This is a genomic window from Martinezella sp. CNPSo 3957, from assembly GCF_057784395.1.
In genome coordinates this window covers 262,481-276,843 of the sequence record NZ_JBXSOU010000006.1, presented here as the reverse complement: position 1 = coordinate 276,843, position 14,363 = coordinate 262,481, and the positions used below count along the sequence as shown (strand labels likewise).

The 14,363-nt window shown below is 60.0% G+C and carries 14 protein-coding genes; 9 read left to right on the top strand and 5 right to left on the bottom strand.

The genetic code is table 11. The features are described from left to right. Positions 1 to 36 precede the first annotated feature (36 nt). Entirely contained in the window at positions 37 to 705 is a 669-nt protein-coding gene (locus AC13QE_RS17015) for a response regulator (protein WP_015341537.1), read from the top strand. Next, complete coding sequence (locus AC13QE_RS17010; protein ID WP_488484527.1) at positions 695 to 2,113, top strand: sensor histidine kinase; 1,419 nt, start codon at positions 695 to 697, stop codon at positions 2,111 to 2,113. The genes AC13QE_RS17015 and AC13QE_RS17010 overlap by 11 nt, the downstream gene beginning before the upstream one ends. Positions 2,114 to 2,248: 135 nt before the next feature. Here AC13QE_RS17010 and AC13QE_RS17005 read toward each other — a convergent pair whose 3' ends face one another. From AC13QE_RS17005 to AC13QE_RS16990, 4 genes are all read right to left on the bottom strand, one after another. Further along, the gene (locus AC13QE_RS17005; protein WP_112336262.1) at positions 2,249 to 3,130 is read right to left on the bottom strand and encodes an ABC transporter permease; all 882 of its coding nucleotides are present in this window, start codon (positions 3,128 to 3,130) and stop codon (positions 2,249 to 2,251) included. 13 nt (positions 3,131 to 3,143) lie between these two features. After that, positions 3,144 to 3,962: an ABC transporter ATP-binding protein gene (locus tag AC13QE_RS17000; RefSeq protein ID WP_015341540.1), complete on the bottom strand. Its 819-nt coding sequence runs from the start codon at positions 3,960 to 3,962 to the stop codon at positions 3,144 to 3,146. Positions 3,963 to 4,083: 121 nt separating this feature from the next. Continuing rightward, positions 4,084 to 5,097, bottom strand: coding sequence for an ABC transporter substrate-binding protein (locus AC13QE_RS16995; protein ID WP_015341541.1), 1,014 nt, complete (start codon positions 5,095 to 5,097; stop codon positions 4,084 to 4,086). Between the two features lie 196 nt (positions 5,098 to 5,293). Beyond that, positions 5,294 to 6,307 carry an ABC transporter substrate-binding protein gene (locus AC13QE_RS16990; protein WP_488484526.1) on the bottom strand — a complete coding sequence of 338 codons (1,014 nt, stop codon included), beginning with the start codon at positions 6,305 to 6,307 and terminating at the stop codon, positions 5,294 to 5,296. Positions 6,308 to 6,575: 268 nt separating this feature from the next. On the opposite strand from AC13QE_RS16990, the gene AC13QE_RS16985 reads away from it, so the two are divergent. From AC13QE_RS16985 to AC13QE_RS16975, 3 genes are all read left to right on the top strand, one after another. Next, the gene (locus AC13QE_RS16985; protein WP_488484525.1) at positions 6,576 to 6,884 is read left to right on the top strand and encodes a hypothetical protein; all 309 of its coding nucleotides are present in this window, start codon (positions 6,576 to 6,578) and stop codon (positions 6,882 to 6,884) included. A 183-nt stretch (positions 6,885 to 7,067) separates the two neighbouring features. Next, complete coding sequence (locus tag AC13QE_RS16980) at positions 7,068 to 7,526, top strand: helix-turn-helix domain-containing protein (RefSeq protein ID WP_132719971.1); 459 nt, start codon at positions 7,068 to 7,070, stop codon at positions 7,524 to 7,526. Between the two features lie 321 nt (positions 7,527 to 7,847). Beyond that, positions 7,848 to 8,087, top strand: coding sequence for a hypothetical protein (locus AC13QE_RS16975; protein WP_015341545.1), 240 nt, complete (start codon positions 7,848 to 7,850; stop codon positions 8,085 to 8,087). 239 nt (positions 8,088 to 8,326) lie between these two features. On the opposite strand, the gene AC13QE_RS16970 is transcribed toward AC13QE_RS16975, so the two are convergent. Next, a complete protein-coding gene (locus AC13QE_RS16970) occupies positions 8,327 to 9,004 on the bottom strand; it encodes a TetR/AcrR family transcriptional regulator (RefSeq protein WP_132719970.1) in 678 nt (225 codons plus the stop codon). A gap of 101 nt (positions 9,005 to 9,105) precedes the next feature. On the opposite strand from AC13QE_RS16970, the gene AC13QE_RS16965 reads away from it, so the two are divergent. The 4 genes from AC13QE_RS16965 to AC13QE_RS16950 all read left to right on the top strand — a co-directional run bounded on the left by AC13QE_RS16965 (position 9,106) and on the right by AC13QE_RS16950 (position 14,360). Beyond that, positions 9,106 to 10,410 carry an efflux RND transporter periplasmic adaptor subunit gene (locus AC13QE_RS16965; protein WP_132719969.1) on the top strand — a complete coding sequence of 435 codons (1,305 nt, stop codon included), beginning with the start codon at positions 9,106 to 9,108 and terminating at the stop codon, positions 10,408 to 10,410. Positions 10,411 to 10,419: 9 nt separating this feature from the next. After that, the gene (locus AC13QE_RS16960; RefSeq protein WP_488484524.1) at positions 10,420 to 13,563 is read left to right on the top strand and encodes an efflux RND transporter permease subunit; all 3,144 of its coding nucleotides are present in this window, start codon (positions 10,420 to 10,422) and stop codon (positions 13,561 to 13,563) included. A 129-nt stretch (positions 13,564 to 13,692) separates the two neighbouring features. Beyond that, positions 13,693 to 13,938 carry a FitA-like ribbon-helix-helix domain-containing protein gene (locus AC13QE_RS16955; RefSeq protein ID WP_015341549.1) on the top strand — a complete coding sequence of 82 codons (246 nt, stop codon included), beginning with the start codon at positions 13,693 to 13,695 and terminating at the stop codon, positions 13,936 to 13,938. Next, positions 13,935 to 14,360 (top strand): PIN domain-containing protein, encoded by a 426-nt coding sequence (locus AC13QE_RS16950; protein ID WP_488484523.1) that lies wholly within the window; start codon positions 13,935 to 13,937, stop codon positions 14,358 to 14,360. The genes AC13QE_RS16955 and AC13QE_RS16950 overlap by 4 nt, the downstream gene beginning before the upstream one ends. Positions 14,361 to 14,363: the final 3 nt, after the last annotated feature.

The following is a 14,363-nucleotide window of genomic DNA, read 5'->3' as shown; positions in this document are numbered from 1 at the left end:
GTTCGCCATATCCGACACTTGCTGTATAGTCGCGCCATGAGGCTCCTGATCGTCGAAGACAACCGCGAACTGGCGTCCTGGCTCGGCAAGGCGCTGCGTCAGGCGCAGTATGTCGTCGACATCGCCTATGATGGCGAAGATGCCGAGCACATGCTGAAAGTCGCAGCTTACGCCATCGTCATCCTCGATCTGTCGCTGCCGAAGATGGATGGGCTGACGCTGCTGAAGCGACTGCGTCAGAGCGGCAACAAGGTGCCGGTCATCATCCTGACCGCCAATGCCAGCCTCGACGGCCGCGTTGCCGGCCTCGACAGCGGCGCCGACGATTATCTGGCAAAACCCTTCGAAATTGCCGAACTCGAAGCCCGCATACGCGCAGCCGTCCGCCGCGGTCACGACCGCGCCGCTCCGGAGATTGCCGTCGGCGACCTGGTGTTCGATGGCGGGACGCGGCAATTCTCTTTGGCCGGAGAATCCCTGGCGCTGACGCCGCGCGAGCACGCGGTGCTCGAACATCTGATCATGAAGGCAGGCACGACCGTCACCAAGGCGACCCTCTCCGAAAGCGTCTTCGGCTTCGACGATCTCGCCGATACCAGCGCCATCGAGATCTATGTGCATCGCGTCCGCAAGAAGCTCGAAGGCAGCTCCGTGCAGATCGCGACGCTGCGCGGCCTGGGTTATCTCCTTCGCCATGCGCAATGATGAGGCTGCACCACCCAAGGGCCTTGTAAGCCGCGCGCTCGGCGGGGTAGCGAGCAGTCTTCGCGCGCAGCTGTTTGCCTGGGTCGTATTGACCCTGATCGGCGCGATCTGCATCAACCTTTATCTAAGCTTCCGTTCCGCCGATGCGACGGCCGATCTTGTCACCGACCGTACGCTGCTCGCCTCCGCCCGCGTCATCGCGGAAGCAACGCATGTCGACGGAAGCGGCACCGTGCAGATCGATATTCCCCCGGCTGCGCTGGAAATGTTCGATACCGGCTATGGTGACCGCGTTTTTTATCAGGTGGTCACGGCATGGGGGAGCCTCATCGCCGGTTTTCCCGATCTGCCACGGCCGAAGCGGGATCTGATCGGCGAGGACATGACGTTTCGGACCGACGGCGTGCGTGTACTCATGCTGAGCCACCCGGTTGTTGGCCTTGATCAGGACAGCACGATTTCCGTCGCCGTTGCCGTTACTCATAACAGCCAATATGCCATGCGCCGCAGGCTGTGGCTGTCCGATTTCACCAAGCAGCTCGCGCTTGTCCTGCTTGCCGGGCTCGTCACCATCATCGGCCTGCAGCGCGGGCTTGCTCCCGTGCTGCGCCTGCGCGACGCCGTGCGCGAGCGTGGCCGCCAGCGTCTCGATCCACTGGACCCTCATATGGTGCAGAACGAGCTTCGGCCGCTCGTCCACGCCCTCAATGATCACATGGAGCGGGTGCAGAACCAGATGGCGGCGCAGCGCCGCTTCGTCTCGAACGCCGCCCATCAGCTGCGCACACCGCTCGCGCTGATTTCGACGCAGGCAAGCGTAGCAGCGCGCGAGCTCGACAACGGCAGGCGCGACGAGGCGCTGACGGCATTGCGTTCGAGCACACGGCAGGTGACGCGCCTTGCCAGCCAGCTCCTGACGCTTTCGCGCGCCGAACCCGGCAGCCGCCGGCCGCGAAACGACACCATCGATCTGGCGGAAACCGCCCGGCGTGTGCTGGAAACCCTCGCCGAGGAAGCCCTGCGCCGGAATATCGATCTTGGGCTCGAAGCAGATGATGAGATGGCGGTTCATATCGAGGGCGACGGCACCATGCTGCGCGAAATGCTGGTCAACCTCGTCGACAATGCACTGCGCTACACGCAAGCGGGCGGCCGCGTGACGGTCGGCGTCGGCCGCGACGGCGATACGGCCCTGCTATGGGTCGAGGACAACGGTCCTGGCATCCCCGAAGCGGAACGCGCCCAGGTCTTCGAGCGCTTCTATCGCATCATGGGCACGGAACCGGAGGGAAGTGGCCTCGGTCTCGCCATCGTCCGCGAAGTCGTCGACGGCGCCGGCGGCTCTGTCACGCTTGGCGAGGCGACGGGTGGCGGCCTGCTGGTCCGCGTGCGGCTGCCGGCTGTTTGAAGGTGGGACGGCGTTGATGGCGGGATAGTCCCCTCTCCCCGCATGCGGGGAGAGGGAGTCTACTGTGCCCGCAAAACGAAAAGGCCGGGCGAAACGCCCGGCCCCTGGCCTTGGGAGGTATCAGAAAACCAACGCTTAATGCGTGTCGAGGCTTTGCTGCGGACGCCAGCGGGTGATGCGGTTTTCGATGAGCGTCATCACATATTCGGCGCCGAGCGTGACGACCATCACCAGGATGATTGCGGCATAGAGGCCGGCTGCGTCATAGGTGCCCTTGGCGATCGAGATCAGGTAGCCAATACCGGCCAGCGATCCCACGAACTCGCCGACGATCGCGCCGATGATGGCGAAGGAGAAGGAGATGTGCAGGCTTGCAAAAATCCAGCTCATCGCCGAGGGCAGGATAACGTTGCGGGTCACCCGCCAGTTGGATGCGCCGAGGATGCGGGCATTGGCGATCATGTTGCGGTCGGCTTCGCGAACGCCCTGGAAAGCATTGGCGAACACGACGAAGAACACCATGATGAAGGCCAGCGCCACCTTCGACGCCAGGCCGAGACCCATGATCATCACGAAGATCGGCGCGAGAACGACGCGCGGGATCGAGTTGATCGCCTTGATGTAGATCGAGAGGATGTCGGAGGCGAGCTTGTTGCGACCAAGGGCGACACCGACAAGGACGCCGGTCACCGAGCCGATGATGAAGCCGATCAGCGCTTCTTCCATGGTGACGCCGAGGTGATACCAGAGCGAGCCGCTCTCGGTGCCCTCGGTGATCCACTCCCAGAGGCGCAGTGCGATCCCGTATGGGCTCGAATAGAAGAACGGATCGATCCAGTGCAAGTCGGAGGCGAGCTGCCAGAGACCGAGAATAGCGAGCAGAATGCCGATCTGCCATGCCTTGACGACATACTTGCGACGAGCGAGTGCCTTCAGCGCTGCGGCTTCGATTTCCGCGTCCGAGGTGCCGGCGCGGAAGATCGGAGCATTGCCTGCTTCGAGAGCTGTATTTGCCATGATCAATCCTCCCTTATGCCGCTTCCGCGGCACGGCGATAGCTGGTTTCGACCTCTTCGCGCAGGTCGTCCCAGATCGTCTTGCAATAATCGATGAAGTTTTGCTCGTAGCGGATCTCCGAGACGACGCGCGGGCGCGGCAGGTCGATCGTGTAGACAGATTTGACCGTCGCCGGGCCGGCCGTCAGCACATAGACCTTGTCGGCGAGTGCAACGGCTTCTTCGAGATCGTGCGTCACGAAGACGACGGAGGCCTGGCGTTCGGCCCAGAGCTTCAGAAGCTCCTCATGCATGACCGTGCGGGTCTGCACGTCGAGCGCCGAGAAGGGCTCGTCCATCAGCAGGATTTCCGGCTCGTTGATGAAGGTCTGCGCCAGCGAGACGCGCTTGCGCATGCCGCCCGAGAGCTGATGCGGATAGTGATGCAGAAACTTGGAAAGGCCGACACGGGCAAGCCAGTCCTTGGCCATCTTCTCGGCCTCGGCCTTCGACTTGCCGCGGAACAGCGGGCCGGCCATGACGTTTTCGATGACATTCTGCCAAGGGAAGAGCGCATCCGTCTGGAAGGCGAAGCCGACGCGCCGGTCGATGCCGTTGACCGGGCCACCCATCAGGCGGACTTCGCCGGCGCTCGGCTTGGCAAGGCCGGTGACGAGATTGAGCGTCGTCGACTTGCCGCAACCCGTCGGCCCGACAACGGCGACGAATTCGCCGCGCTCGACGGTCATGTTGAAATCGCGCAGTGCGGTCAGCGACTTGCCGGTCGGCGATACGAAACGGCGGCTGACATTGATGAGCTCTATCGCCGGGGTACGGCGTTCATCCTGTTGCATGGTGCTGATCCTGACGCGTGCCTTCAGGGCGTGCACGCAAAGCCCAGTGAACTGCAAAGTCTCTTGAACTGCCGCTTCCGGAACCTGTCTGAAAACTGGCCGGAAGCGGCGTTCTGACTGTTTACTTGACGTTCTTCACGAATTCCGTCGTGTAGGTCTTCGACAGGTCGATCGTCTTGCCCTTGACGTTCTTGGAGAACTGCGAGAGCACGGCGAGAACGGTCTTCGGACCATCTTCCGGCATCACGCCGTCGGCGGTGAACATTTCCTTGCCGGCGTCGAGAGCCTTGATGTAGCCGTCCTTGTCACCGACGTAGAAGTCCTTAGGCATCTTCTCGGCAATTTCAGCGGCGGAATGCGTATGGATGAAGCGCAGCGTCTTGACGAAAGCGTTCGCGAGCTTCTGCACTTCTTCCTTATGGGCATCGACCCATGCGGCATCCATATAGAGCGAGGCCGCCGGATAGGTACCGCCGAGCGCCTCTTCGGTGCCCTTCAGCGTGCGCAGATCGACGAGGATCTTCGCTTCGCCGGTCTTGAGCAGGCGCGAAATCGTCGGCTCGGTGGTCATGCCCACCTGGATGGCGTCCTGCTGCATGGCGGCGATGAAAGTCTGACCGGCGCCGACCGGAACAGGCGTGATGTCAGCCGGCGAGAGGCCTGCCTTCGACGCCATGTAAAGCGTCAGGAAGTTCGTCGACGAGCCGAGGCCGGTGACGCCGGCGCGCTTGCCCTTCAGGTCGGCGAAGGACTTGATATCGGGATACTTGGCCGAAACCAGCTCGACTTCGCCTGGCGCCTGGCTGAACTGCACGACGGACTTGATGAACTTACCCTTGGCCTGCAGGTCGACGCAATGGTCGTAGAAGCCGACGACACCCTGAACGGCGCCTGCCAGCAGCTGGTTTTCGGCATCGACGCCGGCGGATTCGTTGAGAAGCTCGACCTCGAGGCCTTCATCCTTGAAGTAACCAAGCCCTTCGGCAAGCTTGGCCGGCAGATAGATCTGCTTTTCGTAGCCGCCCACCATGATGGAAATCTTGTCGGCAGCATTGGCGGCCGTGGCTGCAAGCGAAGCAGCTGTCATGACGAGGGAAAGGGCTACGGTATGAAAAAACGTGCGCGATGGACGCATCAATGTCTCCTCCTGTTTTATTCTTGCGCCACACGACGCTCTGGAAAGGCGCTTCCTCCACGAAGCTCAACGAGACTAGCGCGGGCAACCTTTCAGTCAGCTTTCAGTGCGCAACCCTGCGAGGGAACATTGCGATTTTATTAACGCGGACGCCGGCGGCTCGATATGCCGCCGGCGCCAGAAACGCTACCGCGCACTATTTGGCGTTTTTGACGAATTCCGTCGTGTAGGTCTTCGACAGATCGATCGCCTTGCCCTGCACGTTCTTGGAGAACTCGGAAAGCACGGCAAGAACGGTTTTCGGGCCATCTTCCGGCATCACGCCATCGGGCGTGAACATGGCCTTGCCGTTTTCAAGCGCCTTCACATAGCCTTCCTTGTCGCCGACATAGAAGTCTTTCGGCATCTTGTCGGCGATCTCGGCGGCCGAATGCGTGTTGATGAAATGCAGCGTCTTGACGAAAGCATTCGCAAGCTTCTGCACCTCATCCTTGTGATCCTTGACCCAAGACTCCTGCATATAAAGAGACGCCGCAGGATAGGTCCCACCCAAAGCGGCCCTTGTTCCGTCCATCGTGCGCATGTCGATCAGAACCTTGGCCTCACCGGTCTTCAGGAGACGCGAGACCGTCGGCTCGGTCGTCATGCCGGCCTGGATGGCATCCTGCTGCAGGGCGGCGATAAAGGTCTGGCCGGCACCAACCGGAACGGAGGTGAATTCCCCCAGCTTCAGGCCGGCCTTGATGGCCAGATACTGCGTCAGGAAGTTGGTCGAGGAGCCGAGACCCGTGACGCCGAGGCTCTTGCCCTTGAAATCGGCGGGGGATTTGATTTCCGGATGCTTGGCCGACACCAGCTCGACTTCGCCCGGCGCCTGGCTGAACTGCACGACGGATTCGACGAACTTGCCCTTGCCCTGAAGGTCGATGCAATGGTCGTAGAAGCCGACGACGCCCTGGACGGCGCCTGCGAGCATTTCGTTTTCCGCATCAACGCCTGCAGGCTCGTTGAGAAGCTCGACGTTCAGCCCCTGCTCCTTGAAATAGCCAAGCCCTTCGGCAAGCTTGGCCGGCAGATAGATCTGCTTTTCGTAACCGCCCACCATGATGGAAATCTTGTCAGCGGCGTTGGCGGCAGTGGCAGCAAATCCGGCTGCGGCTATCGCAATGGAAAAAGCCGTCGAATATCTGAGAATGCTGGATGCACGCATGAAGTCCTCCTCTCCAATTGTGTACCGGCGCCGATTGACAACGGCGCGGCACGCGCTTCCTCCTGAAGCAGGAGAGACATGCACGCCCAACCTTTCATTGAACTGAAAGCAAGTTCTTGACTACCGCCTGCTGGCTTCGAATGTCTGCGGTTTTCCGCAGCGGCGACGGAAAGCCCGATTTCCGTACAACGGGAAGCATTCCTCCATCTTGGCATTTCCCGCGTCGCGACTATCTAAGATGGAACACTTTCGTTGGGAGGGATCACCGATGAGGACCATTGCCGCAGCCCTTGTCCTGATGATGATCACGGTAGCCGGGCCGGCATGGGCGATTTCCCGCTACGAGTCGCTCGGCAAGACGTGCGCATCGGTGCAGCAACTTATCGCGGAGGAACGGGCGGTGATACTACGCTATCCGTCCTCCCGTGGTGGCCCCGTTCTTTACGACCGCTATGTGGCCGGCCGCGGGCAATGCAGCATCTCCGACTATGCCAGCCGCGCTTATGTTCCCACCAGGGATAACCCGCTCTGCCCTGTCTACAGTTGCAAGCCATCCTCCATTTTCAATCCGCATTGACGCGAATCAGCTTTTCTGAGGTTTATGCGAGGGTGGATTATAAACTTTGCAGCAAAAGACTTTTAGTTGAGTTACACTCATATTTAACGCACATTTTGCGGGCAGATGAAGGACGCGTCCCTTCCTAAGAAGGGTACGAGCATGGTGTTTCCACCAGCCCCTAAGTGATAAGGAGATTGCGCCGTGAGTGCAAAAGTACCGAATCCGATCGATGCCTATGTAGGCTCTCGCGTGCGCACGCGCCGTCTCATGCTTGGCATGAGCCAGGAGCGGCTTGCCGAACAGATCGGCGTGACGTTTCAGCAGGTGCAGAAATATGAAAAGGGCACCAATCGCATCGGCGCTAGCCGGCTGCAGGCCATTGCAGGCGTGCTGGCGGTACCGGTTGCCTTCTTCTTCCAGCAGGACAATTCGCAGCCGCTGAACACCGATGGCCTCGGCGCGATCAATGGTCTGGAGGATCTGTCGGACTTCCTGACATCGAAAGAAGGTCTCAGCCTCAACAAGGCGTTCATGAAGATCAACGATCCCAGCGTTCGCCAGTCCGTGCTGACGTTGATCAAGTCCTTGGCAAACGCTTCCGACATTCTGCCGAATCATATTCCGCATGCAGCGGACGCGTCGGTCGGCCTGCGCAACTGAGGCTGCCGCTCCCGCGACAATGACGATGCGGTCGACCCGAGGCAGGCCGAAAGTTGCTGCTTTGGGCCGGCGCAGGATTATTGCCCACAACTGCGGTGCGGGCCGGTCCGGCCAGTCAAGCGATCGACGCCGAGATTGCGCCTCGTTGCAATTTTTTCCGTGCCTGACCTTTGGAGGCGATAAGAGCGGAATTTGCCGCAACCAAGCGTCGTGTCACGCTGCATGTCACGCGCCAAGCTGCAAAACTTTCGTTACGGTTTGCTCATGTTCCCGACCAGACACGATTCGTCTGCCGGGAACGGGGGCAATAGAGGGTACGAAATGACAGCAGCACTTCCGATCGACGCAGCATACCAGGATCCTGACTCGCTCAAGGAACTGGCATCAATCGCTCGGCTCATCACCTACGCACGGCAAAGCGCCAAAAACCTGAACGCTGAATTCCCGGTCTGGTGCCTGGACTTGGCACTCGGGGCCGTGTTGCAGGAAATGTATGAAAATGGCTTGCCCAATCCCTTGTTCGAAAAGGGAACGGACACAGCAAAAGTGGTGGCACACTGAATTTAAATAATTCCGGCCTTTGTCGGATACGAAATGATGCCGGTATGGCTCCCCAGGCCATATCGGCATTTTTCCTGTGAGGCGACCGTCAGGACGACGAGGTTGTCGCATACCGGGTGGAAGCTAAAGCACTTCCAGGAAAAGTGCGCAGCGGTTTTCCGTCAGGAATGCGTTGGGAAATAAGAGCATAGAGCGTTTTCGCGATTCAAAGAAAAGTGGAAACGCTCTAACGGCGCGGTTTAGCAGCCGTCCTTGCGCGGCCGGACGCCGGCGGTAAAGATTGCGATGCAATGACGCAGATGGCGCAGCCGCATTTCGCGGTCCGTCCAATCCTTCGGACGGCCCGGCCTCGAGATCATCGCATCGAAGATCATGCTCATCAGCATACGCGCCCCGCTTGCCGCATCGGCAATCTCGATCACGCCGCGCCGCTGCTGCTCGAGAAGCCAATCCGCCAACATCAGCTGCGATTGCTTGCCGCCGTAAGTATGCAGCAACATCGCGATCTCCGGAGATTGTTGCGATTCACTGATGACGAGATGAATAAAAGCGTCCCGTTCACGCTCCTGATCTTCATCGATATCGATCATGAATATCTGCTCGAGCGCCTTGTCAAACGGCAGGTTCTCATCCTCTGGCCGAGGCAGGGCCAGCATGGATGCGCGATGCTCGGCAATGATGGCCACAAACAGATCGGTCTTGCTCGGAAACAGCCTATAAAGGGTCTGCTTCGAAATCCGGCATCGGTTAGCAACCAAATCCATGGTTGTACCGGCATATCCGAGTTCGTAGAAGATCGCTCGCGCCTCTCTGACGATCTCAGCACGGCGCGCGTCGTCGCTCACGGTTTTCGGACGGCCGCGCGGGCGGCGTGTGGCAACCTGATTGGCCTTGGCTGTTCGTTCCTTTGTCAGCACACCGAATTGACCCCAACAACCGAATACGATTGACATTTGACGCTGTATAAATATTTTCGGTACGACTTGGTACTATAAATAAGGCAACAGGAAATAGCAACGTGCGAAAGCTCGCTCCTCCCACTTCTGCACTCGTATATCCGCCGACATCCAATCGCGTTTCAGCCGGCCGCTCGTCGCTGACCGCCGCAGGATTGGTCGCTGCGATGTTACTGGCTGGCTGCAACCAGCAGAATTCCGCGCAGAACAATGCGCCGGTCGTAAAGGCAGAAGTCAGCGCGATGTCGCTGCATCCGCAATCCGTCGCCATCACCGCCGAACTGCCTGGCCGCACCAGCGCCTATCTTGTCGCCGAAGTGCGGCCGCAGGTCGGCGGCATCATCCGCAGCCGCAATTTCAAGGAAGGCAGCGAAGTCAAGGAAGGCGACGTACTTTACGAGATCGATCCGTCCTCTTACCAGGCATCCTATGACAGCGCCGCCGCCGCCTTGCAAAAGGCCCAAGGCGCCTTGCCGAGTGCCCAGTCGAAGGTCGATCGCTACAAGAGCCTCACCCAGCAGGACGCGGTCAGCAAGCAGAACCTCGACGACGCGATTTCAACATTGGCCCAGGCCAATGCCGACGTAGCATCCGCAAAGGCTGCGCTGGAAACGGCGCGCATCAATCTCGACTACACCAAGATGCGCGCGCCGATCGGCGGCCGCGTCGATGCCTCTACGGTCACGGTCGGCGCTCTCGTCACCGCCGATCAGACGACGGCGCTGACAACCATCCGTCAGCTCGATCCGATCAATGTCGATGTCACGCAGTCGAGCACCAACCTGCTCGAATTTCGCCGCGCCGTCGCGGAAGGCCGGCTGAAGACCAGCGGCAACAATGTTTCGGTTCACCTGACGCTCGAAGACGGCAGCCAATACAAGGAAACCGGCACGCTGCAGTTTGCCGAATCCTCCGTTGCGGAAACGGTCGGCACGATCACCGTCCGCGCTGTCTTCCCAAATCCGGATCGCATCCTGCTGCCGGGCATGTATGTTCGCGCCACCATACAGGAAGGCATTGCCGAAAACAGCTTTGTGGTGCCTCAGCGCGCCGTGACCCGCAACACGAAGGGCGAACCGATCGCAATGTTCGTGACTGCGGAGGGCAAGGTACAGCAGCGGGTGTTGAAGGTGGAACGCAGCATCGGCAATAGCTGGCTTGTCAACCAGGGCGTTGCCGACGGCGATCGCGTGATCGTCGAAGGCGTCCAGCGCGTCCGCGACGGTCAGGAAGTCACCGTATCGCCGGTAACGATCGACGATGCGACCGGCGAAGTGAAGCAGGCCGCTGCCGATGGCAAGCCGTCTGCCGAGCAGGCCGGGCTGGAAAAGACCGATATGAAAGCCGCCTCCGGCGTCCAGAAGTGAGGTTAGACGATGTCTCGTTTTTTCATCGACAGGCCGATCTTTGCCTGGGTGATCGCCATCGTCATCATGCTGGCGGGCGCACTTTCGATCTTCCAGCTATCGATTTCGCAATATCCGCAAATCGCGCCGACGACGGTCAGCATCAGCGCCACCTATTCCGGGGCTGACGCGGCGACCGTCGAAAACTCGGTGACCAAGGTCATCGAGCAGGGCATGACGGGTATCGACAACCTCGACTACATGACCTCGACCTCGACCTCGACGGGTCAGGCCTCGATTTCGTTGACCTTCACCAACAAGGCCGATCCCGACGTCGCGCAGATGCAGGTGCAGAACAAGCTGCAGCTCGTCACCGCACAGCTGCCGCAGACCGTGCAATCCACGGGTATCGTGGTTTCCAAGTCGACGTCGAACTTTCTGATGGTCGTGGGCTTCGTATCGACCGACGGCAAGCTTAACTCGAACGACCTTGCCGACTACGTCGACAGTACCCTCAACGACACGCTGAAGCGCATCGAAGGCGTGGGCAACACGCAGATCTTCGGTTCCGGCTACGCCATGCGCATCTGGGTCGATCCGGACAAGCTCGCCAAATACCAGCTGATGACGTCGGATGTCGTCTCTGCCATCCAGGCCCAGAACTCGCAGGTCTCGGCCGGCCAGCTCGGTGCATTGCCGCAGCGCAAAGGCCAGGAGCTCAATGCGACGGTCACGGCCAAGAGCCGTTTGCAGACGCCCGAGCAGTTCAACAACATCATCCTCAAGAGCCAGCCGAACGGTTCGCTGGTTCGCCTGAATGACGTCGCCTCGGTCGAACTCGGCGCCAAGAGCTACACGACGTCGAGTACCTATAACGGTCATCCCTCCGCCGGCCTGGCGGTGATGCTGGCCTCGGGCGCCAACGCCATCAATACGGCGGAAGCGGTCCGCACGACCATCAACAATCTCAGCCAGACGCTGCCGCCGAACGTAGAGATCGTTTATCCCTACGATACGACGCCCTTCGTGAAGCTGTCGATCGAGGATGTGGTCAAGACGCTGTTCGAAGCCATCGTGCTCGTCTTCATCGTCATGTTCGTCTTCCTGCAGAACATCCGCGCCACGCTCATCCCGACGCTCGCCGTCCCGGTCGTGCTTCTCGGCACCTTCGGCGTGCTGGCGCTGTTCGGATATTCGATCAATACATTGACCATGTTCGGCATGGTGCTCGCCATCGGCCTGCTTGTGGACGATGCCATCGTTGTCGTCGAGAATGTCGAGCGCGTGATGGAGGAAGAGGGATTGTCGCCGCGCGAAGCGACGATCAAGTCGATGCAGGAAATCACCGGCGCGCTGATCGGCATCGCCACCGTGCTTTCGGCCGTGTTCATCCCGATGGCCTTCTTCTCGGGTTCGGTCGGTGTTATCTACCGGCAGTTCTCGGTAACGATCGTCTCCGCGATGGTGCTGTCCGTCATCGTTGCTCTCATCCTGACGCCCGCCCTTTGCGCCACCCTTTTGAGAAAGCCCAAGCATGGCGCCAAAGAGCGCGGTCTGTTTGGCTGGTTCAATCGCAACTTCGAGCGGGCAACGCATCGCTACCAGCGCGGCGTTCACGGCATGATCCGCCTCAGCATCGTCTTCCTGCTGGTATTCGTCCTCATCGGCGGTGCCGTTGCTGCTCTGTTCAACCGCCTGCCGAGCTCCTTCCTGCCGGATGAAGACCAGGGCATCCTGCTGACCGCCATTCAGCTGCCGCCGGGCGCCACGGATTCACGCACCAAGGCCGTGCTCGACCAGGTGAGGAACTATTACCTCAACACCGAAAAGGACTATGTCGAAGGCGCATTCGCTGTCGCCGGCTTCGGCTTCAGCGGTCAGGGCCAGAATGTCGGCCTCGTTTTCGTGAGGCTGAAGGACTTCGACCTGCGCAAGACGCCGCAATCCAAGGCGCAAGCGATCGCGCGCCGCGCAATGGGCGCTTTCTCGAAAATCAAGGATGGCAACGTCTTTGCGCTGGCGCCGCCGGCCATCCCCGGCTTCGGCAGCTCGAGCGGCTTCGACTTCTTCATCAAGGACATCAACGGTGCCGGTCACGCGGCACTGATCGCTGCCCGCAATCAGTTGCTCGGGGCTGCCGGCAAGAATCCGAAGCTCGCGGGCACCCGTCCGAACGGCCAGGAAGATACGCCGCAATTCTCCTTGAACATCGACGAGGAAAAGGCGAGCGCTCTGAATATCAGCCTGGCCGATATCGACTCGACCCTGTCGACCGCCTGGGGCGGCACCTATGTCAACGACTTCATCGATCGCGGTCGTGTGAAGCCCGTCTATGTTCAGGCCAACAAGGATTTCCGCATGCAGCCCGAGGATTTCGGTCGCTGGTACGTGCGCAATTCCAGCGGCGACATGGTGCCCTTCTCGGCCTTCTCGAACGGCGAATGGAATTACGGTTCGCCACGCCTGGAGCGCTATAACGGCTCCTCCGCCGTCGAAATCCAGGGCGCGGCCGCGCCGGGCGTCTCCTCGGGCGACGCCATGAACGAGATCGACAAGATCATGGCGACCCTGCCGCAGGGCTTCAGCCACGAATGGACGAGCCTCTCGGCCCAGGAAAAGCTCTCGGGCAACCAGGCGACCCAGCTCTACGCCATCTCCATCCTGGTGGTGTTCCTGGCACTCGCCGCCCTCTATGAGAGCTGGTCGATCCCCCTCGCCGTCATGCTGTCGGTGCCGATCGGCATCTTCGGTGCGCTCTTGGCTGCAACCCTGTTTGGCCAGTCGAACGACGTCTACTTCAAGGTCGGCCTTTTGACGACCATAGGTCTGGCGGCGAAGAACGCCATCCTGATCGTCGAATTCGCCATCGAGCAGCAGAACCAGGGCAAGAACCTGATCGACGCTACGCTGGAAGCATCGCGCCAGCGCCTGCGGCCGATCCTCATGACCTCGCTTGCCTTTATCCTTGGCGTCATGCCTCTGGCGATCGCCAACGGGGCCGGTTCCGGTAGCCAGAACTCGATAGGCATCGGCGTCATGGGCGGCATGATCTCGGCAACCGTGCTCGGCATCTTCTTCATCCCGCTGCTCTTTGTCGCCGTCCGCCGTGTCTTCAAGGGCAATGTTCGGTCGACGGCAGCGCCGGAGGCCGCCAACCCTGACGTGGCGCATTAAGGCCTTTCCACTCGCTCTCTCGAAAGAAAGAGCGAGTGGAAATCTCGATCGGGCATCGGATGCTTCGTCTTGATTTGCCAAGTTTGTCATCAATGATTAATATGCAATCATTGATGACAGGGTATTTTTATGGCCAGTATGACGATCCGCAACATCGACGATCATTTAAAGACCCGGCTGCGCATTCGCGCCGCTGCACACGGGCGATCGATGGAAGATGAGGCGCGAGATATTCTACGGGCCGCGTTGTCGACGGAAGAAAAGCGTCAGCCCAATTTAGCCGAGACAATCCGTCGTCGCATGGCTGCAAGCGGTGGGGTCGTGCTGGATATTGCCCCACGCGAACCAATCCGCCCGGTCGATCTCGATCCATGATCATTCTCGACACGAATGTCATTTCGGAACTATTGGGACCATCACCATCGCCAGTAGTTGAAGCTTGGCTCGCTGCCCAGCCCCCTCTCGCCATCTTTACGACGGCAACGACACAGGCGGAAATCCTTTACGGTCTCCGGCTATTGCCTGCGGGCCGACGCCGAAGCGAATTGGAAGCTGCTATTCTCCCGATATTCGAAGAGGATTTCGCCGGAAGAGTCCTCCCCTTCGATAGCGAAGCCGCGGGAGTTTATTCCTTCATTGCAACATCGCGGCGTCGGGCCGGCAAGCCGATCAGCCAGTTCGATGCCCAGATCGCCGCAATTGCAGCGTCGCGAGGAGCAACCCTTGCAAGCCGCAACGTGTCGGATTTCCTGGACACCGGAATAGCTGTCGTCAATCCGTGGGACTATCGGGGCTGATCC